This is a genomic window from Arenibacter sp. F26102 (assembly GCF_023015865.1).
Lineage (GTDB): Bacteria > Bacteroidota > Bacteroidia > Flavobacteriales > Flavobacteriaceae > Arenibacter.
The window spans coordinates 122,897-145,130 of the sequence record NZ_JALKBC010000004.1; the positions used below are offsets into that span (position 1 = coordinate 122,897).

Annotated in this window: 27 protein-coding genes, 1 pseudogene and 1 riboswitch; of the genes and pseudogenes, 4 read left to right on the forward strand and 24 right to left on the reverse strand. The window is 36.2% G+C overall.

All coding sequences use genetic code 11. The features are described from left to right. Nucleotides 1-867: 867 nt before the first annotated feature. From MWU78_RS06720 to MWU78_RS06760, 10 genes and pseudogenes are all read right to left on the reverse strand, one after another. The gene (locus MWU78_RS06720; RefSeq protein WP_246996240.1) at nt 868-1,512 is read right to left on the reverse strand and encodes an outer membrane beta-barrel protein; all 645 of its coding nucleotides are present in this window, start codon (nt 1,510-1,512) and stop codon (nt 868-870) included. Between the two features lie 588 nt (nt 1,513-2,100). After that, nucleotides 2,101-2,238, reverse strand: a complete 138-nt coding sequence (locus tag MWU78_RS22550; RefSeq protein ID WP_348647066.1) for a DUF4180 domain-containing protein — start codon at nt 2,236-2,238, stop codon at nt 2,101-2,103. A gap of 10 nt (nt 2,239-2,248) precedes the next feature. Then, a complete protein-coding gene (locus MWU78_RS22555) occupies nt 2,249-2,461 on the reverse strand; it encodes a DUF4180 domain-containing protein (RefSeq protein WP_348647067.1) in 213 nt (70 codons plus the stop codon). A 5-nt stretch (nt 2,462-2,466) separates the two neighbouring features. After that, a complete protein-coding gene (locus MWU78_RS06730; RefSeq protein ID WP_246996242.1) occupies nt 2,467-2,823 on the reverse strand; it encodes a DUF1801 domain-containing protein in 357 nt (118 codons plus the stop codon). 2 nt (nt 2,824-2,825) lie between these two features. Beyond that, nucleotides 2,826-3,203, reverse strand: a complete 378-nt coding sequence (locus tag MWU78_RS06735) for a DoxX family protein (protein WP_246996244.1) — start codon at nt 3,201-3,203, stop codon at nt 2,826-2,828. A 6-nt stretch (nt 3,204-3,209) separates the two neighbouring features. Then, a complete protein-coding gene (locus tag MWU78_RS06740) occupies nt 3,210-3,674 on the reverse strand; it encodes an SRPBCC domain-containing protein (protein ID WP_246996246.1) in 465 nt (154 codons plus the stop codon). 3 nt (nt 3,675-3,677) lie between these two features. After that, entirely contained in the window at nt 3,678-4,004 is a 327-nt protein-coding gene (locus MWU78_RS06745; protein ID WP_246996248.1) for a metalloregulator ArsR/SmtB family transcription factor, read from the reverse strand. Between the two features lie 392 nt (nt 4,005-4,396). After that, a complete protein-coding gene (locus MWU78_RS06750; protein WP_246996250.1) occupies nt 4,397-5,092 on the reverse strand; it encodes a DJ-1/PfpI family protein in 696 nt (231 codons plus the stop codon). Between the two features lie 71 nt (nt 5,093-5,163). Next, nucleotides 5,164-6,426, reverse strand: a pseudogene (locus MWU78_RS06755) (NAD(P)/FAD-dependent oxidoreductase). Nucleotides 6,427-6,484: 58 nt separating this feature from the next. Continuing rightward, nucleotides 6,485-7,057: a Crp/Fnr family transcriptional regulator gene (locus MWU78_RS06760; protein ID WP_246996252.1), complete on the reverse strand. Its 573-nt coding sequence runs from the start codon at nt 7,055-7,057 to the stop codon at nt 6,485-6,487. Between the two features lie 252 nt (nt 7,058-7,309). On the opposite strand from MWU78_RS06760, the gene MWU78_RS06765 reads away from it, so the two are divergent. Then, nucleotides 7,310-8,002 (forward strand): LytTR family DNA-binding domain-containing protein, encoded by a 693-nt coding sequence (locus MWU78_RS06765; protein WP_246996651.1) that lies wholly within the window; start codon nt 7,310-7,312, stop codon nt 8,000-8,002. Nucleotides 8,003-8,135: 133 nt separating this feature from the next. Here the strand turns inward: MWU78_RS06765 and MWU78_RS06770 are convergent, their stop codons facing one another. The 13 genes from MWU78_RS06770 to MWU78_RS22560 form a co-directional block, all read right to left on the reverse strand. Continuing rightward, a complete protein-coding gene (locus tag MWU78_RS06770) occupies nt 8,136-8,420 on the reverse strand; it encodes a Trm112 family protein (protein WP_246996254.1) in 285 nt (94 codons plus the stop codon). Beyond that, nucleotides 8,417-9,064 (reverse strand): thiamine phosphate synthase, encoded by a 648-nt coding sequence (locus MWU78_RS06775; protein ID WP_246996256.1) that lies wholly within the window; start codon nt 9,062-9,064, stop codon nt 8,417-8,419. The genes MWU78_RS06770 and MWU78_RS06775 overlap by 4 nt, the downstream gene beginning before the upstream one ends. Then, nucleotides 9,055-10,110 (reverse strand): AIR synthase family protein, encoded by a 1,056-nt coding sequence (locus MWU78_RS06780; RefSeq protein WP_246996258.1) that lies wholly within the window; start codon nt 10,108-10,110, stop codon nt 9,055-9,057. The genes MWU78_RS06775 and MWU78_RS06780 overlap by 10 nt, the downstream gene beginning before the upstream one ends. Continuing rightward, entirely contained in the window at nt 10,111-10,833 is a 723-nt protein-coding gene (locus MWU78_RS06785; protein ID WP_246996260.1) for a class I SAM-dependent methyltransferase, read from the reverse strand. It lies immediately after the preceding gene. A 61-nt stretch (nt 10,834-10,894) separates the two neighbouring features. Continuing rightward, nucleotides 10,895-10,990, reverse strand: a riboswitch (TPP riboswitch). A 465-nt stretch (nt 10,991-11,455) separates the two neighbouring features. Further along, nucleotides 11,456-13,156 carry an assimilatory sulfite reductase (NADPH) hemoprotein subunit gene (gene cysI, locus MWU78_RS06790; RefSeq protein WP_246996278.1) on the reverse strand — a complete coding sequence of 567 codons (1,701 nt, stop codon included), beginning with the start codon at nt 13,154-13,156 and terminating at the stop codon, nt 11,456-11,458. 41 nt (nt 13,157-13,197) lie between these two features. Next, complete coding sequence (locus MWU78_RS06795) at nt 13,198-15,018, reverse strand: assimilatory sulfite reductase (NADPH) flavoprotein subunit (RefSeq protein ID WP_246996280.1); 1,821 nt, start codon at nt 15,016-15,018, stop codon at nt 13,198-13,200. Between the two features lie 19 nt (nt 15,019-15,037). Beyond that, nucleotides 15,038-15,673, reverse strand: a complete 636-nt coding sequence (locus MWU78_RS06800) for a peroxiredoxin (protein ID WP_246996282.1) — start codon at nt 15,671-15,673, stop codon at nt 15,038-15,040. A 227-nt stretch (nt 15,674-15,900) separates the two neighbouring features. After that, entirely contained in the window at nt 15,901-16,794 is an 894-nt protein-coding gene (locus MWU78_RS06805; protein ID WP_246996284.1) for a LysR family transcriptional regulator, read from the reverse strand. A 156-nt stretch (nt 16,795-16,950) separates the two neighbouring features. Then, nucleotides 16,951-17,394, reverse strand: a complete 444-nt coding sequence (locus MWU78_RS06810; protein WP_246996286.1) for a hypothetical protein — start codon at nt 17,392-17,394, stop codon at nt 16,951-16,953. A gap of 108 nt (nt 17,395-17,502) precedes the next feature. Continuing rightward, the gene (locus MWU78_RS06815) at nt 17,503-17,931 is read right to left on the reverse strand and encodes an META domain-containing protein (RefSeq protein WP_246996288.1); all 429 of its coding nucleotides are present in this window, start codon (nt 17,929-17,931) and stop codon (nt 17,503-17,505) included. A gap of 4 nt (nt 17,932-17,935) precedes the next feature. Beyond that, entirely contained in the window at nt 17,936-18,559 is a 624-nt protein-coding gene (locus MWU78_RS06820; RefSeq protein WP_246996290.1) for a Pr6Pr family membrane protein, read from the reverse strand. 117 nt (nt 18,560-18,676) lie between these two features. Further along, entirely contained in the window at nt 18,677-19,042 is a 366-nt protein-coding gene (locus tag MWU78_RS06825; RefSeq protein WP_246996292.1) for a hypothetical protein, read from the reverse strand. A 226-nt stretch (nt 19,043-19,268) separates the two neighbouring features. Next, nucleotides 19,269-19,439: a DUF6747 family protein gene (locus MWU78_RS22560; RefSeq protein ID WP_348647068.1), complete on the reverse strand. Its 171-nt coding sequence runs from the start codon at nt 19,437-19,439 to the stop codon at nt 19,269-19,271. A 337-nt stretch (nt 19,440-19,776) separates the two neighbouring features. On the opposite strand from MWU78_RS22560, the gene MWU78_RS06830 reads away from it, so the two are divergent. Beyond that, entirely contained in the window at nt 19,777-20,085 is a 309-nt protein-coding gene (locus MWU78_RS06830) for a hypothetical protein (RefSeq protein ID WP_246996294.1), read from the forward strand. Nucleotides 20,086-20,579: 494 nt separating this feature from the next. On the opposite strand, the gene MWU78_RS06840 is transcribed toward MWU78_RS06830, so the two are convergent. Then, on the reverse strand, nt 20,580-20,792 hold the full coding sequence (locus MWU78_RS06840) for a hypothetical protein (RefSeq protein ID WP_246996296.1): 213 nt from the start codon (nt 20,790-20,792) through the stop codon (nt 20,580-20,582). 318 nt (nt 20,793-21,110) lie between these two features. Here MWU78_RS06840 and MWU78_RS06845 point away from each other — a divergent pair, with 318 nt between their 5' ends. After that, nucleotides 21,111-21,422: a hypothetical protein gene (locus MWU78_RS06845; protein ID WP_246996298.1), complete on the forward strand. Its 312-nt coding sequence runs from the start codon at nt 21,111-21,113 to the stop codon at nt 21,420-21,422. Nucleotides 21,423-21,692: 270 nt separating this feature from the next. Then, nucleotides 21,693-22,064: a hypothetical protein gene (locus MWU78_RS06850; RefSeq protein WP_246996300.1), complete on the forward strand. Its 372-nt coding sequence runs from the start codon at nt 21,693-21,695 to the stop codon at nt 22,062-22,064. Nucleotides 22,065-22,234 lie beyond the last annotated feature (170 nt).

A 22,234-nucleotide genomic window follows, 5' to 3' on the forward strand; every position in this document is an offset into this window, starting at 1 on the left:
ACCACCAAAAAGTTGCTATAAGGTCCTTGGCCAATCAAACGGTTATTTTGATTTCTTCTTATTTCACAGGGTTAAATTACAACTTAACTTGTTTTCTTAAATTTTGGAAGTATTATAAAGCTTGTTCTTTTAAAATGCTAAAATTTGTAAAAAATGAAAGAATTATTTCGAATACATTTAACATAATATTTTAAGTTAAGAGATTAAAATTAGAAAACATTTTTTTAAGACAATAATACGATCAACTGTATTTCATAATATTAAAATCTAGGTGCGTAATTCGGTGCGTTAAAAATCATACCAATTATGAGCTCCTATGAATGCTAAAGAAATGAAATTTTGGTTAGGCCCTCTTTGTCACTATATTTCATATATAGGTCTGTTTTAATAAAATTTTTTGTTGGCCTGTTTATTAATTAAAAGCTCATTGCCCTTACTTCCACTACCCTATTCTTGTTGGGCGTGGCTTTCCTTCGCCAACCTAGATTTATTTCTGTAAAGAAAAACATTTACTTGAAAAATAAGCTGCGGGAAACTATAATGCAATTGTAATTTTTGCCTCTGATTTTTTAAAGCGGCACTAATGGGCCGCATACCTGATACTTTAACCAAGGTATCGGAGAATTTGGCAACCCTTATAACATGTGAAAACTAGGCCAAAATTAGACCATCAAGTGTTCAAATTAGGCTCCTGCAGCTTTTAAGCGACAGTTGATAAAGTTAACACGTAAGTTTAGTGTTAGCGACCTATAAATTCACCACTAGTTACAGAAAGATTCATTGTGATTGTTAGCCTTTGTTTCTACCAAACTATTAGGTTCTTGTCTTTGCTTTTAAAATAAAGGCTTATACCATTGTGCCCACGTTTTATATTTTTTTCAATATTGTCAATCCGAAGCCTACCGACCTTAGCCCATAACCGGACCCTGCGAAATAGGAATCTTCAAAGATTTTTGAAATACTATTATAGTAGTCTACAGTTAATTGTAAAGCTATTTTATTACTTACATTGTATTCCATACCACTTCCAAGTTTATATCCAATAACATATGAATTCGTCGTAGCCTCGTATTGAAGATTATTTAGAGGAAACATGTTGCTAACTCCTACTTCACCGAATAAACGGACCTTCCCGGGTAATAAATAGTACTTTAAAGCAATAGGAACTTCAATTAAGCGCAATTCTACGTTTTCTGGATTTGAAGGGAATATAAAATCGCATACGTCGCAGAAATATGTTCCTGTAAAGTCCTTGTTAGAATAATTTAGTGAACCATTAATAGTTAAATTTCCTTTTAATAAATACTCTAAATTTAGTCCAAACCTGTAATTGGACTTGTTATAATCTGCAAAAAAACCTGTGTACTCGCAAAAAGCCACTCTTTTCGAGCTTACATTTTTTTCTAGACTAGCAGACACTCCAAGCTTAATTTTTTTTGAAACGTCCTGAGCTGTAATTACAGGAGTAGAAAATAAAAATATAGAAATCAATATTAAAATTCTAGTTGCCATTATGTTCTACTAATTGTTTCTATATTGACACCAAACTTGATACTTTGTAGATGTTTTATTGTCAAAAGGGTTGCTTATGGTAATGGATGCATTCATAAATTATATGTACGATAAAAGTCTATTAGACAATTTTTTCCAATGGTATTACTCAGTTTGTAGGCTTCCCCAAACCCTTTCATTCGAAACAGGAAAAGTTTTCCTAATTCCAAATTGAAACCCTAGATTTTTTTTTCCTATTTGTCTCTCGGTATTCTTATTTTTCATGTTTAAAAACTATTGAATCACATTCTAAGTACTATGCATAAAATTCTGTTTTACGCTTGATAGAGTTGCTTGGTTTCATTGGAAGGGAAAATTCCTTGATTTGAATAGCATCCATATTTTAAACTTTATTACCATTGTGTAACTTTTATATTTCTCGATCCATAAGTTCCAAAGCAATTCTTAAGGCTTCGATTCTATTGCTTAGCAAGGTATGTTGTGAACTTTTGTCCGTTAGTTTTGCGAAAACTTTTCACATTAATTCATTACCGCTTCAATTAATGGTTGAAGCTTGAATTAATTCGTCTTTAGAATAGTTTTTCATATTTATTTTAATAAAAATTTTATAGCTTCTGAAAAATTAGATGCGAAATTAACATGCGTTACCTTGTTACTTTCGTAAATAAAGTCCTTTAAACTTTTGCTTTCATACGTTGAGAAGTCCCCAATAATAAATAACGGCATTCTATATTGACTAAATTTTTGAAGTATATCTCCTGCTATTTTTTGTTTTTAAATCAAAGAAGGCAGGAGTTATGTTATTCTCGTGAATTATGATTTTATCAAAACCTTGATAATATAAATTTCCAAGTATATCCAAAGCGGTTTCGGTATTCACAATAATTATCTCGTTAGAAATAACCTCTGCGATTTTAATATCACTTACCAAATGTTCTTTAATCTCCATTTGATTTATAATTCATTTATTTTAGCCTGATCTTTAATCAACTGTTTTAATTCAGCTACAGGAACCTTTTGGTCGAATTTTATTTGAATGGTTTTCTTCCCTGTTTTATAGCCTTTATTTTCGAGTACTTTTCTCACGTCTTCTGTTAATGCGTCTATGCCAAAACTTACGTGCTTTTTAGCCAAGGAAAAACCTGCAAGAATGCCGTTATACTTATAAATAGGCACATTCCAACTTATACCGCCTTCAGCGGTGGGCTCTGTAGTTTCGATTAGGTTTTTAAGCTGTATCATTACCTCTTGCGCTTCTGCCGGTGAAATGTCGATATACTCATCCACTGTCTTTGGTTTTGAATCTTCCATTTTTAATATTTTCGTGTTTTACGATCTGCAGGTCTGAAATACCAGGAGGTAATTGTTAGTGCCAAGAGTAATGCGGGCCCAAAAAGCGTTATCATTTCATCGCCAACTATTATATGTGAAGCCATTGCACCAGTCATAGTGAAGAAAAAGCCAGCATAGGCCCATTCTTTCACTAAAGGGAAGTTGGGAATTAAGATGGCTATAACACCTAGGATTTTCCATACACCAAGTATTGGTAACAAAAAGGTTGGGTAGCCCAAAGCATTTATGCTTTGTACTTCTTCCTCCATTTTTATCAATTGTACAATCCCTGTGGAAAGCATTCCTAATGACAACCAGACTGTGGCTATCCAATAGATTATTTTTTCTCTTTTTTTCATATTGACTTATTGTTGATTTACAAGTATTTCCTCAAGTTTGTTGTGAGCCATATTTAAGCCATATGCAAATGGTAGTTTTAATTGTTCTGCTCTGTGTTTTTCTGATTTATAAATAATATGAATAGTTAACTTACTTTTATCTTCTGTAACTTTTTCAAAATTCAAGAACTCCAATTGTACTCCTATGGGCATATTTTCTATTTCAAAAGTTCTTACTATTTCTTGGTTGGGAATAAGCTTATGTATGGTTCCATTAGCCTTAAACATAATATTCCCATCGTGTGAGGTTTCAAACTCATAACTTCCGTGGTTTCTGTTTTCTAACTTTAGTACGTTAGTACCCATCCATTGTGCTATAAATTCAGCTTCGGTATATGCTTTGTAAACAAGTTCTACTGGAAGGTCAAATTCTCTCGTAATGGTTAGATCTTGCTTGCCTTCTAGGGCATTGATGTTGGTTTTTTGCTCCATAATCTATTTCAATTTTGATTGATGTTTCTTCATTATAGTTTCCAGGTTGTTAAAGCGCTCATCCCACATTTTCCTAAAAGGTTCAATGAAATCTGCTATTTGTTTCATCCCCTTAGGGTTTAGTTGATAATAGATTTCCCTTCCTTTTTGTTCTTGTTCCAATAATTCACATTCAGTCAGAATTTGAATGTGTTTAGAAATGGTTTGTCTAGAATAGTCGAAATTCTCTGCAATAGCACTTGGTGTCATTGCACTTACTGCGACCATTGAGATAATGGTTCTTCTTGTAGGGTCAGCTATGGCTTGAAAAACGTCTCTTCTTAATTTCATAACGCAGTTATTTGACTGCAAATATAAGTGCAGTTATTTGATTGCACAAGTATTAATTAAATATAGTTATTGGAATTGTTATCTTGAATACTTCCGTTGTATCAAACCTGTTTCAAATATTTTGGCACTTACAAATTCCAATAATTGCTCTGGTCTACCTTCCTTACGCAATCTTGTACCATTTCCAACAAGAATAGGCATAACGGTAATAGTAAGTTCATCTATGGGGTCTTTTCCAATTCAATGGACCGTAAGCGCGCTAAAGATCATTCTTTGGTCAAGGGCTATTTTGAAAAACCGTTGGATAACTTTGCCGTAGACCAAATATTTATGTCGCGATAGCATGATCATTGCTTAGGTTATTCATTTGTCAATTGAGACAAAAGTGATACCTAATCTTTCCAATTTTGAAGTCGATCAAGATATAGATAACCTTCAACAAACTTTCTATGCTCTGGACCGGACATTTTCTCCAATAGATTTAGGGCCGAAATGTAGCTTGCCAAATTACCGTTCGAGGAACTGAATTTTCCGTCTTCTACAAAGGTCACCAAACTGTCGTTCTGTACCTTTAGATTTGGGTAATCCTTCTGCAATTGTGTGCCCCCTCCAATCCAAGTAACAATTTTATGTCCATCTGCAATACCCGATTTTCCGATCAATTGTGCTCCAGCACAATTGCTTACGGTATACAGCGTTTCTCTATTCTTTTCCTTTATAAAACTTACAATTTTCTCATTATGAACTTGTGCGTACATGTCATAGGCACTTGGAACAAACAAGGCCGTAAGTTGTGGGCAGTTTTCAAAGGTATAATCAGGTAAGAACCGTATACCTTCCTCTGATGTAATCGGGTCCGCATTTTCAGCAATGGTTATTACATTGAAAAGTTGCTTTCCGTCTAAACTCGGTTTGGCAAAAACATCGGAGGTGGCAATGACTTCACTCTGCAGGACGCCATTGAACATCAGAAGTCCTATCGTTGGCAATTCCTTTTTGAAAGGCTTTAAGTGTTTCGTCAAAGTGTCCGTGGCAATGCTTAGGTCTGGTAAATGTCCGGTATTATCACCATTTTTTGATTGGTCCATTTTGCAGCTTCCGAAAAAAACCAACAATGCAACTAATATTAGATTATACTTTTCCATAAGTCCTTAACGTATTATTTTTTATCATTTGGTTTTATGATCATTCTAAAATATTGATCCTTATACAGGTAGTACCCGATTCAGTTGATCAATGTGCGAAACCTATTTTTAAAATTAACCAACCCTATAATATGCACGAAAATCCAAATTAACTAGGCTATAAATCCTTTTATAAAAAACTTTTCCTTTGGCAAATCAAAAACTGCCTTATTTCTTCCAATAATTGCCAATGACCCTTTGTCCTTGTAATTGAAAGGAGTCCATGGGCTTTTGTCCCTCTCTAAATTAAAGGCCAAATTCTTGGCCTGTTGAATTGCGGGTTGGGCCAATTGGGGATGGCCTTCAGGATAGGCAATATCTCCTTGGACCAACGCACAATCGCCCAATGCATAAATATTATCGTACCCGTTTACCAAATTAAAAGAGTTGGTTTTTAACCTTTTTCCTGTTCCAAAAATGTCCATGGAAAAACCATTGAAAGCCTTGGCAGTTACCCCGGCCGCCCAGATTAAATTTTTGGATTCTATTTTAGTTCCATCGGACAGTAAAACAATGTCTTCCTTAAAGTCTTTTACCAAACAGTTCAACTTTATTTCTACACCCAATTCATTTAGCTTGGAGTAGGTATAGCTTTGGGAGTTTTTTGACATGGTATTCAAAACTGCACTTTGACCATCTATTAAATATATTTTTCCTAAATCACTTTCACTCAATTCAGGATAATCTTTCTTCAAAATGGAATTTTTCATTTCCGAAAGAATACCTGAAAGTTCTACTCCTGTTGGTCCTGCGCCAGCGATTACAAAGGTCAGTAACCGTTTTCGCTGTTCTTGGTCATGGTACCTCGTAGCTCTGTCCAGCCGTGTAAGAATTGTGTTTCGCGGGGTTAGGGCATCACTAATGGTTTTCATTGGTAAACTATTCTTTTCAATATTTTCGTTGCCGAATAAACTGCTTTCAGTACCTGTGGCCATCACCAATATATCGTAGGACAATTCACCATTGCTCAGTATAATTTTGTTTTCACAGGGAACAACTTTGATTAAACTTCCTAGCCGAAACCGCGTGTTTTTTAAGTTTCTCAGTATTTTTCTAAATGGGTAACTAATGGCAGAAGGTTCCATAAACCCCGTTGAGACCTGATATATTAAAGGAGGAAAGAAATTATAATTGTTTGCATCCACTAGTATGACATCGTACTTTGAGGAATTACCAATTCTTTTAATCAACTCTAGACCTGCAAAGCCTCCACCCACAATTACAACTGTCTTTCTCATTGTTCTCAATTAATAAGGCAAAGATCCCGCTTTTCCCTTAGATTAATCTTGAACTGGTTCAAGAATTATTTTTTCTTTTCAATTTACTTATATATTCTGCCGAAAGCCCCAAAAAGCTGGCCACCAAATATTGGGGAACACTATTGACAAAACCGGGAAAGGCTTCTTTAAATCTAAAATACATTTCCTCTTTTGAATAGCTAAACATGTAATTTATGCGGTTCAAGGAGGCACCGTAAGCTGTTTGATAAATATTTCTGAAATAAGTTTCCATTTTAGGGAATCGCTGCAATAGTTCTTCTTCCCTTGTATGACTTATGTGAAGTAAGGTTGAGGCCCTAACTGCTTGAATATAACACTCAGAGGTACCGTTGTTGTGATATGCCAAATAATCGGTAATCCACCAATTTTCTATAGCAAATTGTAAAGTTTGTTCCGTACCATCTTCATATATAACGTACAATTGAACACAACCATTTAAAACAAAATAGTGATCAAGTTGGTTGTTTCCCGCTTTGTAAAGATGTTCTTTTTTTTTGACTGTTTTCGTTTCAAAATACTTGGCAATTTCTTGAAACTCATTTTTGTCAATTGCAGTGTATTTGTTTATGTGCTCGAAAAGTTTTTGCATTTTATTTGGCACAGCTATTGTCAAAGTTAGCATAATTAAAACTCTAAGTAGGACCACTTCAATTTTTAGGTTTTCATTTTTCATGGATTGAATTACCTTAAAGAATAAATGAACATATACTACTTCACCAAATTCTTAAACCACGAATATTTTATTTTACACAACATTTAATGCACCGTTTACATCATTTATTGTGGCTGGGAATGCCCATTAATTACCTTGAACCTTAATTAAATCAATGTATCCCCCATGATGAAATTGAGATGTATAATAGTGGACGATTCGTTCTTGCAGCGAACTGCCGTATCCCGATTAGTGAACAATCATCCGAACTTGGCAATGGTAGCCGAATACGGTAATGCCATTGAAGCAAAAAATGGTCTAAAAAATAATGAGATCGACCTTATTTTCCTCGATGTGGAAATGCCCATCATCAGTGGTTTTGATCTTTTGGAATCTTTGGACAACCCACCACAGGTAATTTTGATTACCGGTAATCCGGATTATGCACTCAAGGCTTTCGATTACAACGTAACCGATTATCTTTATAAGCCCATTTCCCTAGCTCGATTTAATGCCTCCGTAAAAAGGGCCGTGGCCGAATATGAGCAGATTAATAAATTGGATGAAGATGAGGAGTATATCTTCGTTAAAAGTAACCTTAGACAGCGAAAAGTTGTTCTGAACGACATTAACTGGGTCGAAGCTCTCGGCGATTACATTAAATTGGTAACGACTGAAGGCAATGTCGTTATCCTTTCCACCATGAAATCTTTTGAACAAAAGTTACCGAAGGAGAAATTTCTAAGGATTCATAAATCCTATATAGTTAATTTGGAAAAAGTTGAAAAGTTCAACAGTAAAAAAGTTGAAGTAGCTGGCACAATGGTGCCACTGAGCAGACACAAAAAAACGGAATTGGCCGAGGCGCTTTATAACGTTTAAATTGTAGGGCCTAATGTGTAGTATAAAATATCGGGGGGCATACCCCCGATATTTTTTTATGTCATTTTAATTATTTGTTCATTTTGTAGAAGGAAAACCTTTACATCATTGTTTGATCAGGGATAATTCTAATCTAGTTTTCTATTGGTAGAGGCTCGGTAAGGCGAAAATTTTCAAATGTCTTACCTTTCAAATGTTTTTGCCATTTTTCGACCAATGGTCGTTCTAGTTTAAACTCACGAAATTCGTCCGGGCTCATAATCGGTATTCCTTTTACTATTGGGTATAATCGATTGCAGGATGAGCAGACAAAAAAGCCTTCCAATATATTATCATTTACATCTTTTGTGATTTCTGTTAGACTAAGGTCCGCTTTGTCAAATGGACAGCAAAGTTTATGGATAGTTTCTATTTTCATTTTTTATTTAATTTTTCTAAATATTTTCTAATGGATTCATTGGGTTTGTTTGTGCTCATAATACCTGATACCACGGCAATTCCTGTATATTTAAGTTCATCTAGTTGATGTACGTTTTCCGGTTTTATTCCACCAGCTAAATAGATGGGCAATCCATAGTTTCTTGCGGTATCATGGATGGTACTAAAATTTACAATTTCACAACTGTTGGCCGTTTGTGAAGGAAATATGGAACAGAATGAGATATAGTCGAGCTTGTTCCTACTTGCCCATTCCACGTGGGTTAGATCATTGTTGCACGTAAGTCCGCTTATAAAAGGTTGGATAACGCTTCCTTTTATTTGTGTATAATTCTCTGGGATTACGTCAAAATGGACTCCATCCAATAAGGAACTATTGAGCAGTTCCCATCTATTGTTTACCAATACTGGAACATTTTTAGCATGGCATTGTTCGCAAATCTTATTGATCAGTTCAATTATGTTTTGGTTATCTTTAAAATTATCCCAAATCTGAACAGCAGCTAGTTTTTCTCTTAGACATAAGTTTAATTTATTCAATAGAATTGATTTGTCCATCGAAGGGTCGATAATCAAATAGATTCCGGAACCCATGGTTCTTTTTTCACTCCCAATTATTTCCATCCCGAATTGAATGCTTTAAAAAATGCCGCCCAGTATGGGTCGTTCTCATTGTACAATAAGTCATTTGCTATATCATTTGTAATGAGTTTTACACCTTCGTGCTTATGGACTATTTCACCCACTTTTGAGCAGAAGATATTTTCCTTGGCCAGGCGATTGATAACTTTTTTTGGACTTCCTTTTTTACAGGTAATGATCATGGAACCAGCACCAATACAGTAACGGGGATCTAACGAAAACAAGTTACAAACTTCATTTTGTAGATTGCCAATGGGTAGTTTGTCATTATATATAAAAGCTCCGTTGTCGGAGGCAATTGCCAATTCATATATTGCCCCCAAAACTCCTCCCTCCGTAACATCGTGCATGGCGGTTACATCGTTATGTTCGCGGTTTTGTCCTACTGCGGCCAGAGCGTCTTCAAGGGAAGATGTTTGATAAAAAGTGGCGCATGCCTGTTGTTGCATTTCAGAACCCAGTTTGTTCTTGACCGTTTCAGGAAAGCACATGGCAAGTATTGCCGTCGAAGAAATAGCACATGGTTTGGTCACAAGGACCACATCGCCCGGCTTAGCATATTTAGAAACCAACATGTTATTTTTAGGAGCAATACTAATAAATGTACCACCGCCTGCTATGGTCGAATTTTGTCCTTCGATAAAACCAGTATGCCCACCCGTAATGGCAATTCCGATTTTGGAACAAAAGCGGTGGATGTAGTCCCAATAGGTCTGAAAATCCGATTTTGAAAAATTACTTGGTAGATTTAGAACAAACTGCCCATACATGGGGGCATATCCCGTTGTTGCCATGTCATTTGCCATCAATTGAACAGATAGCCAAGCGGATTCTTCCAAACCCAGGCTTGGAAGTAAGGTCAGCGGGTCACTGGTCATGGCCATGGCCATTGTTCCGGGCAAATCTACAATGGAAACATCAACACCAAATTCAGGACCAATGCTTACTTCCTCCCTATTAAGACCACATTTATTACTGATAAACTGCTCAAATACATGTGGGTCTATTTTCCCAAGTTTGTCGCTCATTTATTTTACGTCGTTTAGTTTGATGTACAATCCGAAAAAATCCCCGAAAGGGAGACTCCATTGTTGAAACGGAAACCATTTAGGTAGGCCCGTACATGTCCATTCAATGGAGTAATCGCGTCCTTGAAGAGCCTCTTCTATAATTTTGGCAAGTTTTTCCGGCGTATAGAAGGTAGCGGTCAAATAGAAAGGATTCATGCCAAATACTTCTTGTATCCTTCTTCTCACCACCTTGGTCGAATTTCTGTTCATCATTCCCATTGCAATTCCATATTTCCCAACACGTGCAGCCTCACGAATTACTTGCACAGGGTCCTTGTAATATTCAAATGTGGTAATAAATGCAAGGGAATCAAAGGTGTGGTCTTTAAAAGGCATATGATGAGAGTCGGCCATAACAAGGTCGCCGTCAAATAAGTGTACCGCCTGGGAAAGCATAAGTGGTGATATATCACCACCAGTTGCCTCTATGCCTATCTCTTTCCACCAGCGGGTAAAACGCGTTGTGCCACAGCCAAACTCCAATAATGTTTTAACACGTTTGTCTTTTGACACTAATTGTTCCATCACTTTTTTCTGCCATATTTCGGCTCGCTTGTATCTGCCTTCATACCATTGTTCGTAGGTATCGGTATGTTCTCTGTTAAAAAACCATTCTGGTCTGTTTTGCCAATTTTGGTCTTCCTGAGGAATAAGTTCTGCAGTTGTTTTTTGTATTTCCATTTTATATGTTTTAAAACAAAAACTCCATTCTCTGGAGTACCAAGGAATGGAGCCTAAAATGGAATATTTTAGTTTGCATCCCTACGTTGGCATTATCCAAATCAGGTTTCGGGTGTTATCTCAGCTTGGCTTTAACCAGGCACCCCGTGCTTTTGTGTTGATAAATGTACGATAAAAATTTAAAATTCTTAGCTATACTAAATGTTTCAAGAAGGTAAGTTTAGGTACTTAAGTTTCTATTGAGAGTACCTATAATAATTGTACTTGGAAGGCGCAGCCTTTAGGAAACGGCACTGAACATGATTCCTGGATGCAAGGGAAAAGGGTTTAGTACAAGTTGTGCTGGCTGGAAGACTCGAGTGTCAGATGTTTCAAATGTATCGGGATTTATTTCCGTTACATTGCCATTTAGTATAAAAAGGGTCATTGCAGATGCAATAACCCTTTTTATACTAATATGTTAACGGCTAGAATTAGAGCCGCAATAAGAACTCAATACTGGCCAGTTGTCCGAATAATGTATGGTCCATCGACAATAAAGAAATTATTATGGCAGAAGATAATAGGAACTATGAAATTCACCCCTGGTGCTTTTTGAGTTGGTTTCATACAAACAATGCTCTTAGTTCATAACCCGTATTGGCCGATCTGTTTGTTCAACAATTTTCTTTCTGATTACGAAATCTCCAAAATGTTCCTCCTCTAATCTATCCTGGGCATAGGCTTCTATAATCGGCTCTAATTCCTCTAGAATATTTTCCTCGGATAACATTTCCTTGTATAGGGTATTTAATCGGTCACCGTTGTGGCTTGCACCCAAGTACATGTTATATCTACCAATGGCCCTACCCACAAAACCTATTTCCCCTAGTGATGATCGCGCACAGTTATTTGGACAACCGGTCATCCGAATATTAATTTCAGCGTTCTCCAGGCCATTATTTCTCATAATTACCTCCAGTTTACTTATTAAAGAAGGAAGGTAACGCTCAGCTTCGGCAAAAGCCAATCCGCATGTGTTCAATGCTACACAGGCCATGGAACTCTTGCGAAGACCCGTTAGTTTAGGATGGTTACCAACGCCATACAATTCCAAAATGGCTTCAACGCCCTGCTTTTTACCTTCCTCTATATTTCCAATAATGAGATTTTGGTTTCCAGTTAAACGAAAATCTCCTGTGTGAATTTTGGCAATTTCCCTTAAGGCATTTTTCAGTTGATAATCATTTTCATCCCTTACTCTGCCATGTTCCACAAACAAGGTATAAAACCATTTATTGTTGATGCCTTTTAGCCATCCGTATTCATCTCCGTTTGATTTGAATTGATAATTTTTTGGCTTTGTAAGGTTCCAACCCAGGCGGTTTTGAAGTTCCGCTACAAACCATTCCAGTCCCCTATCGTCTATGGTATGTTTTAATCTCGATAATTTACGGTCAGATCGGTTACCGTAATCCCTTTGGATGGCTATAACGGTTTCAGCTACTTCAAACACTTTTTCTTTTGGAGAGAAACCAATAACATCGGCCAGGCGAGGATAAGTTTCCTGAACTCCGAACGTACTGCCTAATCCACCTCCTACACAAATATTAAATCCCAATACTTTGTTGTTTTGCTCAATGGCAATAAGTCCGAGGTCATTCGCAAAAACATCAATATCATTATTGGGTGGAACGGCTATGGCTATTTTGAACTTTCTTGGAAGGTAGTTGTGCTGGTACAAAGGTTCAAAATCTGGAGTTCCCGCCACTTTTTCCTTGTCCAACCATATTTCATGATAAGCCGTAGTCTTTGGGAGAAAATAATCGCTTATTTCTCCTGCAAGTCCGTACACTTCTTCATGAATATGGGACTGGTAAGGGTTAGGATTGCACATAACGTTCCTATTAACATCGCCACAGGTAGCTAGGGTACTCAACAACGTTTCATTGATTGCTTGAATAGTGGGTTTCAAATTACGTTTTAATATCCCATGAAATTGAAATGATTGCCGGGTAGTTAATTTAATGGTGCCATTTCCGTGTAAGTCCGACAGTTCATCGAGGGACAACCATTGTTGAGGGGTAGTTACCCCTCCAGCAGCTCTTACCCGAACCATAAACTGGTATAAAGGTTCCAATTTCTTCTGCTTTCGTTCGCTCTCCAGATCTCTGTTGTATTGCTGATATGAACCGTGGTATTTTATAAGTTTGACATCGTCTGGAAATAAAGCTCCTGTCAAAGGATCTTTTAGACTGTCCTCTATGCTTCCCCTTAGAAAATCACTCTTGTCCTTGATATGTTCATCTTCTGATAATTCCTTGTAATTCGATTGTTTTTCCATAAATACATTTTCCTTCGCATTATAGCTCACTTGAAGCTATCTTAATAGATATCTGCTTGATAACGATTGGCAATTTGAAGATTTTTAACATACTCCTCTGCCTTTTCAATAGTTATTCCTCCCTGTTGGTGTATAATTTGTTTTAAGGCAATATCCACGTCCTTGGCCATTTTTTGTGCGTCACCGCAAACGTAAAAATGCGCTCCTTTTTCCAACCACTCAAAAAGCTCCTTGCCGTTCTCCAACATTCTGTGCTGTACATAGTGTTTTTCTTCCTGGTCCCTCGAAAAGGCAACATCTGCCTTGGTCAATACTCCCTCCTTCATATATTGTTGCCATTCTGTTTGATATAGGAAATCTGTCGTGAAATTCCGGTCACCAAAGAAAAGCCAGGAAGGTCCCTTTCTTTCCAATACTTCCCGCTGTTGCATAAACGCTCTGAATGGTGCTACTCCAGTTCCCGGACCAACCATTATAATTGGTGCCTCCGGATTTTTTGGAAGTTTGAAACGTGTATTTTTATCCACAAAGATCTTTACCTTATCTCCAATCTCAAGCCTATCTGCCAAGGTGGACGAACAATGGCCATCTTTATTTCTGCCAAATGCGTTATAACGGACAACGGATACCAATAGATGCACCTCATCCTCCACCACTTCTTGTGCCGAAGCAATGGAATACATTCGCGCGGTATTTTTTCGCAAAACAGAAATCAGTTCTTTAGAAGATAATTCATAAGGTACCTCGTTTATTAAATCCAAGAAGTCACGTCCAGAAAGGTATTCTTGAAGTGCTATTTTGTCCCCAAGGATTTTCTTTAGCCCGTCATGGCCAGTTAATTCTGCATATCCGGATAGCGTGGCTTTTGATAGTGGGGTAAGTTCATAGTTATACGTTAGTGCATCATATAGAGTTTTGTTACCTTCATGGGTTTCCACTTCCTCCTTACCCGATAAATTTGTGGATTCCAAAACCGACTGAACTAGTTTAGGGGAATTGGCACCATAAACCCCCAATGCATCGCCTGGTTCATATTTTATTCCAGACCCTTCCAGATCTAATTCCAAGTGAATGGTTTCCTTTGAAGAACCTTTTCCATTTAGGTTGATTTTTTCAAGAATGGTGGCTTCAAAAAGATTTTTTCTGGAATATTGGGATCCATTGACCTGGTTATTGGGAAGATCCTGCACTTGGACCGCGGTATTTTGGCCATTGGTCTGAATTATAGCAGTTAGAAACTGCTTTTGCCAGGTCTCCGCTTCATCTGCATAATCTACATCGCAATCTTGGCGAGGAACAATTTTCTGAGCGCCCAATTTCTCGAGTACGGCCTCAAAATCCTTACCTGTCCGGCAAAAGTCTAGATAACTACTGTCGCCTAAGGCCAAAACCGAAAATTGTAAATGGGCCAGGTTTGGTGCCTTTTTGCTGTGAAGGTAATTGTAGAAGTCCTCCGCCTGTACCGGGGGTTCGCCCAAACCATGGGTGCTCACGATTACTGCCAATTTTTTGATGCCCTTAAGTTCCCTTGTTTTGAAGGAAGCCATATCGGAAATCACTGCATCAATTCCCATATCCTTTGCACGTGTATGGAGATCCTTGGCCAAACCTTCACTGTTGCCGGTATGGCTCCCGAAAAGGATATGTACTTTTTCGGTTTTAGGCTCGACATCAACATTTGAATCCGAACCTAATGGTAGACTTCCCACATCGGTTTTATCCAAAGATGTTTGGATAAGTCCTTCAAAATACCCGCTGAGCCATTGAAGCTGTCCAGAATCAAGTCCGGACAAAGCTATCTTTAATTTGTCTGCTTGCCCATCGTTAAACGGTCCCCTGTCCAATCCCTTTTTTAGTTCCATGCTATTCGATAATTTATAATTATTTGTTGGGCTGGGGAGTATATCGCAAATAAGGTTTAACAACGCGATGACCTTTAGGATATTTGGTTTCGACATCCTCTTGCTTCACTCCTGGTGGAATAATTACATCCTGTCCAACTTCCCAATCCACCGGGGTTGCGACATTGTGTTCTGCTGTAAGTTTTAGAGAGTCTACTACTCGAAGAATTTCGGTAAAGTTTCTCCCCGTCGAGGCTGGATAGGTTATTATTGCCTGTACCTTCTTGTCTGGACTAATAAAATAAACAGATCTTACCGTGGCAGAGGTAGATGCATTTGGGTGGATCATATTATATAGGGTAGCTACATTTTTGTCGGTATCTGCTATAATAGGGAAATCAACGTTGCAGTGTTGGGTTTCGTTGATGTCCTTTACCCACCCATAATGCGAGTCCAGGTCATCAACACTCACTGCCAGCACCTTGGTTTTTCTTTTTGCAAAATCTTCTTTCAGCTGTGCGGTCCTACCAAGTTCTGTGGTGCAAACAGGCGTGTAGTCTGCCGGGTGTGAATATAGTATCCCCCAACTGTTGCCGAGCCATTGGTGAAAATCTATATCACCCTCTGTGGTCTGCGCCTTAAAATTCGGTGCATCGTCGCCAATTCTCAAACTCATATTATATATTTTTAAATTATACATCAAAACAGCTTGCCAAAATTATTGCTGCCTTTCTGATACAAATCTACAAGGGTTTATGTTGAATCACCAATTGCAAATATTAATTTACGATAACCTAAGGTTATGAAGATTGTGGAGGATAAATCGAGAAGTTAGTGTAAATAAAGAATACTGTGTTGGAAAATAGTGGGGTTTATTAATAGCCAATTCAATAAAACAAATAATTAAAAATTATGGTTGCGAATTAAAAATTGCATCAACAATGAGGATAATCCTCCTTCGGGACCTTGCGGAGTTATAAAGTAGAATTGCCTATGGATAGGTAGCTTTTTAATCTCTATGATCTTTAGAACTCCACTTTTAAGCTCTTTAAGGATGGCGTGTAATGAAACGAATGCCATGCAATCCGAGTGTTGTAGGTAGGATTTAATTGCTTCAGTACTGCCCAATTGCATTTCCACTTTAAGGTCGGCAAGTCGGATTCCTTTTTGCTTTAGGGCATCTGTAATGACTTCCAAGGTCCCTGATCCCGGTTCTCTTAAAAGTAGAGGGATGTTTTTCAGGTTTTCCGGTCTTATTTCATCTTTCGTAGACAATGGATTTTTACTGCCGCATACCAGGACGATCTCATCCTTTAAAAATGGGGTATAGTGGATTTCACGTCTTTTGGATTTGCCCTCAACAACGCCAAGTTCTATGCTCTTGTTGAGAAGTGCTTGCTCTATCTGTTCCGAATTACCACTGAGCAGCTCTACTTTCACATCTTGATGAATACTGTGGAACCGTGCCAGTAGTGGCGGTAATATGTACTGCGTAATCGAAGTGCTGGAACCCACATGTAAAACACCTTTAAATGCCTCATTGAACTGGTTTAGGTCAAATTCTATTTGCCGGTATATCTCTTGAATGTTTTCGGTATGTTTTAGAAGCACTTCTCCAGCAGGAGAAAGAGCAACCTTGTTACCCCTTCGATCGAAAAGTGCAAGGTTAAATTGGCTTTCCAGCTCCTTTATATGCTTTGTGACTGCAGGCTGGGATATCAATAATTCTTCTGCGGCCTTAGTGAAATTAAGCCTTCTAGCAACCGTATAAAATACTTTTAGACGAAAATCGAACATATACAATATTACTCATATTTTTAGTACGGAAAACTGATGCATTAAAAAATTGGATAGAACCATTAAAATATTGACAGGAAGATGTGATTGGCTGGGCTTAAAAAAATCATTGTAAAGCTCGAAAGATTAGGGAAGTTCTGTTCCTGTTCAATCTCTTTAATTTTTGCAATCCATTTTCAATAAAGGCATTTTGGAGGTGTATTGGATATTATCGATATTTTTATAATCAGTGCCTGTTTCGTTAAGTTCTCCAAACCCCTCTATCAGCTGCCCATCCTTAAGTAGGAATGCCATTTTTCTCTTGCTTACCATCCCTTCGGAACTAAAGGTGTGGGTCCCTATGAGTTTATTACCTTTTAATTTACCTGAAAATGTGCCATGATTGGCATCTTTTTCATTGTAGGAAATATCCAGACTCGCCTTTATACTATCTTTAATTTCTGTAATATCCATTACTATTAGATTACCATTGTCGTTATACCCATAGCATCCAACACTTAATTCTGTCGAAGGGGCCTTCTCCAATATAGTAGAATTTACATCTTCCCTAGATCGATTGATCTCTGATTTGGATTCCATCTTATATGAAACTGTGATCATAAATATTAAATATATAAAAGCTGTCTTTATCATATTCGAATTGGTACACATTTCAGAAAATATTTTTAGCTCTCAAATGCTGGAATATATAATATCATAATTAATGGTCTATTGTGTTATTTTTCTATATCTCATCATTGGTATTTCCCCAATCATTAAATTAAGCTTGCCCTCCTTATCTATACCAATGGTATTTATCTTTTTCATCATTATCAAAAATTGTTGCTCACCATCACCACAGAACATCATGGTGGTAGGCCCTGGTTCACCTATGTCAATGCTATCTCCTTTTATTGTAAAATCAGCAGTATAACCGTTACAGCTGTTATTGCCAGTAATTTTTCCTGTGGTCTTGTTAAATGAGATTACTGGTTTCCTGTTAGGATACAGACCATTAAAGGCAATCCGTGTTCCGGAAATATACTCCAATTCCCATAATGAATTGTAAAAGTCATTCTTACTGGCGTTTTTGGTACTCGTACATGAACCAATAACCATAACTAAAATGGTTGAAATTAAAATGTAATTCTTTTTCATCTATTTATTTTTTGATCAAATTTTTTCGAAAATTACCGGTGACAATGAGTAATATCATTATCAATATGGATACTCCCAAAATTATGCCAATATTAAATAAAGCACTTTGAATACCTATTTCAGGGATATTAAGAAAAGGATAAGGATAATATCCAGAAATATATCCCCTTGAAAAAATAAACGTAACATAAATCATTGGATAGAGTAACCAGTACAGGACTGATTTTGTTTCTAGGTCATCTTTATTGGAATAACGGAACCAATAGATTAAAAGATATATTGGGATAACCGTATGCAGTAATTCATCGACCACAAATTGTAAGCCGGTAGGATTCCATATATGTCTCAAACTAACCTGATAAACCAAACCCACAATTAATATAAACGTGGTTAAAGCCGTTAAGGCTCCATTGGATATGAAAAGGTGAAAGGGATTTTTTTTGGAATTGCGATAGGACATTGTAAAATATAGTGCTGCCAGTATATTGGTCAAAATAGTAAAAAAACTAAAAAAACGGATAATTGTTTCTGAAATCCCCGCTTGTCTATTTATTATCAATAAAACAAATTGACCAATGATTGCGAACCAACCTAAAATTAGTCCTATAGCTTCAAATTTTCTTTTCATATATCTTGAGTTACTGAAAACCAGAAATGATAAAATGTTGGTTATAAACCAACATTTTATCATATAAACATATAAAATCTGGAAATTTAGACATTATGGAAAATGAAGTAATGATATTTATAGCAATTGGATTTGTAACCTTAGTAATTCCTTCCAACCCATGATTGCGGAATAACCCTGTAAATGGGCATCGTAGGAATGATAATATATTTCTCTATTTAAATCAAGGATTACGGGCCATTGGATATCATCAACACCTTGACCCAATACGTTTACAATGGCTGTTTCTACAAACTCTCTACAAATGGCTCCAATAATCCTTATCTCCTCATTATTACCTGACCCAGCTAGGCCAATATAAAAATCCGCTGGTTTTCCGCTAAAGGAACATGGTGGGATCTCTTCTGCAACAAGTAAGGAATTTTCCACTGGCCCATCAAAGGATTCGCAAATGGCATTAAATGAATTTCTGACACCTTTCATAAGTCCAAAGTTACTTTTTTTATTGCCGAATGGTTAAACTGACCTAATACTTATCACCTGAATTATTAACGATTGAATCATCTTAAATTCAGAATCTTATAGAAATAATCAACAAAAGTTGCATTTAATGAAATTTGGAGCAATAGGTTGAACGGATGATAATATTTTCAAACCTGAGTATTTTAATATACGTATAGGGAATTACACAAGTAATAATAGGAATGGATTAATCCCATATGAATCCATTCATCAATCTATCTGTAAATGCATAAAGTACCATTACGAACAATAGTGTGCACACCCAAAAATATATCTTAAATCCATTCTTTATAATATGGTTCCCCAGGTTCTTAAAGGCTTCTGAATAGACCCTTTTAATAAGTAGTGTTTTAGCCATTTTTCTGTCTTGATTAAATCTTGGCCAAAAATAGACCTCAGTAAACAGCCCGCCCGATGTAATGGATAAAATGACAATAATATGGTTTAGTTGTCAACGAAATTCAATAAGCCCAATATTTAAGGCCGTTTGTCGATATTGTTGATAATTCGCCACTATTTTAAGTATGGATACAAAGTTGTTATTTGGATGTTTATCCAACTCTAACAAAAGATTACCTCTGTATTGCAATTGGTCTTTTTAAAATGAAACATATCGAAAAAGTATTGATATCTACGGAATTAAGGCATTATTTGGATGGTGGTTATTCAATGCATCAATTGTAAATCTATTAATTGTGGAAAAAGAGAATTCTAAATTTTGTGAATATACCAAACACTACAAGGCAATATCATTTAATGTAAGGTATTCCTATGCGACCAATGACCTTCGGGAATTGTTTTTTGCCGCCCAACCTTTGGAAACTTTGAACAACAAGGAATCAACCGGAGATTTCATGTATGGGAAGATCGATAGGGATTTTAAGTTAAAGATAGGTATAAAGGAATTTCAAATAATAATGTCCCAGGAATTGCATGAAAGGATGGGTGTGCTATACGACGAAATTAGAAATGAATATGTCCAGTTCATCAATACAAACCTATAAGTTGGAGGATGTAAATATAGAAGATGTATAACTAGTGGTATAAAATTTTTCATACATAAGATAACTGTCGTAACTACGAAATATATACCGTTTCCCCTTAAACTTTTGATCTATACGTATCAGTAAGGGTAATAACCTTAATTTTGATACACGGATTACCACAGGGGAAAAAGAGGTGTCCAAACGTAGGGCCGATGTTTTTTTTCGTTTACAACAAGGAGAATTTATTGCTTTTGTAGATGGAAAGGTCAAAAAGGTGAAATTCAATTTACAATCTATTATAAAGGAATTGCCACCCAGAAGGAATTATTATTCCCAAGAAGATTTGAGAATGAATTTTGAAAGGATCTACCGGGAGATTCGGTCGATTACAAAGGTAGATACTTAACTCCCCATAATTTTCAACAATAAAGTAGTGCTAATTCAAATGCTAATTTTAACGAAACGGAGCCTTATTACAATGAGGTTTTTTTATAACTAAATGATTATGTTATTTAATTATCTTCGGAAATGTTATAAAAGTCTTCTTTGACTTTTTTTGATAACCCCTGGGTTTTGCCCGTTAAATTGTGGTCAGCAATGTCGTTGAATTCGACAATGGTGTCCATTTTAAAAACCTGTTTGTCAAAAGGAGGTACATCCCGATCGATTACATACCCAGATAAAGCCAATAAGTAAGTACCAAATAATAGAATAGACCTTTTCATCACATATTATTTTTGTTCGTGCGATTTAATATTGATGAATTAAAGTTAGCATAGGTATAATTTTCTCATTAGCTCAAATGCAAAATTTTTTATCCTCTTCAACATTTTCATTTTACTACCTTTCCAATTATTATCGTTGCTATTCGTAATATTTTCCTTTTGAAAAGGAACGCTTCGAGGAAAAATTGAGGTGAAATCTTGAATGCCTTCGTTGTCCTTCATTATCATATAATCGTTTCAACTAATGGTTGATTCATTTGAATTAATATTTAGGAAACCGCATTATTATTTTCACCTAGTGAACTTTACTTTTTAGCTATGATTTTTTCACTCGAAATTATTATTCCGTTCTTTTGTGGTTTCGCCACGGCATTTGCACTATTCTACATATTCGGATTAGTTAACGAACCAAAAAATCAATTATCCAAGGACATTCAAGAATTTCAATTTAACCGAAATATAGACCGGGCTGCAAGTCTGAACAAAGGAGGTATTGACCAAAATTTTGTTATAAGTTTAAAAGACGACCAAACTTCCAAAACCAAGAGAAGGTTTAACAAGAGCCTAAAAATGCTCAAGATCAAAATTGAAGAGTTTAAAGCTCGAAACAATGTTTCTCAATTGCAGTAAGATATTTTAGGATTAGTGAATAAGGTTATAATATTGAGCGTGTCTTTTCCCAAATAATTGGATGAAAGCTAAAGTCTTGATACATAAACTGGAGTTCAGGGTAAGCTGTAGTTGGAAAGTCCACCATTTCAACGAAAAAACACGGATTTATAGTCGATTAAACAGAATAAATAACAATATTTGGAGTTAAAGTATCATACCTAAATCTAGTGATAATTTAACTATTTCCCCGAAATGTATCCAAAGAATGTATTATTAATCGAAAACAGTATGCTAGATGCCATACTGATCAAGGATTGCCTCCAGCAAAATGGGAGTCATTGCAATATAAATTTGTTCGAAGATGGATTTGAAGCCATCGTGCATATTGAAAGCATGCTTCAGAATAAAAAAAATGGAATTCCGGATTTAATTATTGCAAATGAGGATTTGATAATAGTTAACGGAGTTAACCTCTTATCCAAAATTAGCGATTTAACTAATTTTTATATCCCCGTGATAATATTAACTTCTTCGGGGCCCGAAGTACAACCGCAATTTAATAGACATAGCTGTTGCTATATTTCCAAACCCCTTGAGATCAAAAAGTTTTTAAGGGTAATTCGGGAAATCAATTATTATTGGTTAAGTCTGGTAAATTAATCGTAGTTCTTAAATTCCGATTTACAATTATTTAAAGTTGGTTATATAGTTCAACTTATCGATCGGATCGGCGAAATAAGTAAAGGTATATTCCAGTATTATAATGTAATGGTCTTTACGAAATTATTATACACGCTTGTCAATGACATGTATCAAAATGGTTTCTTTAA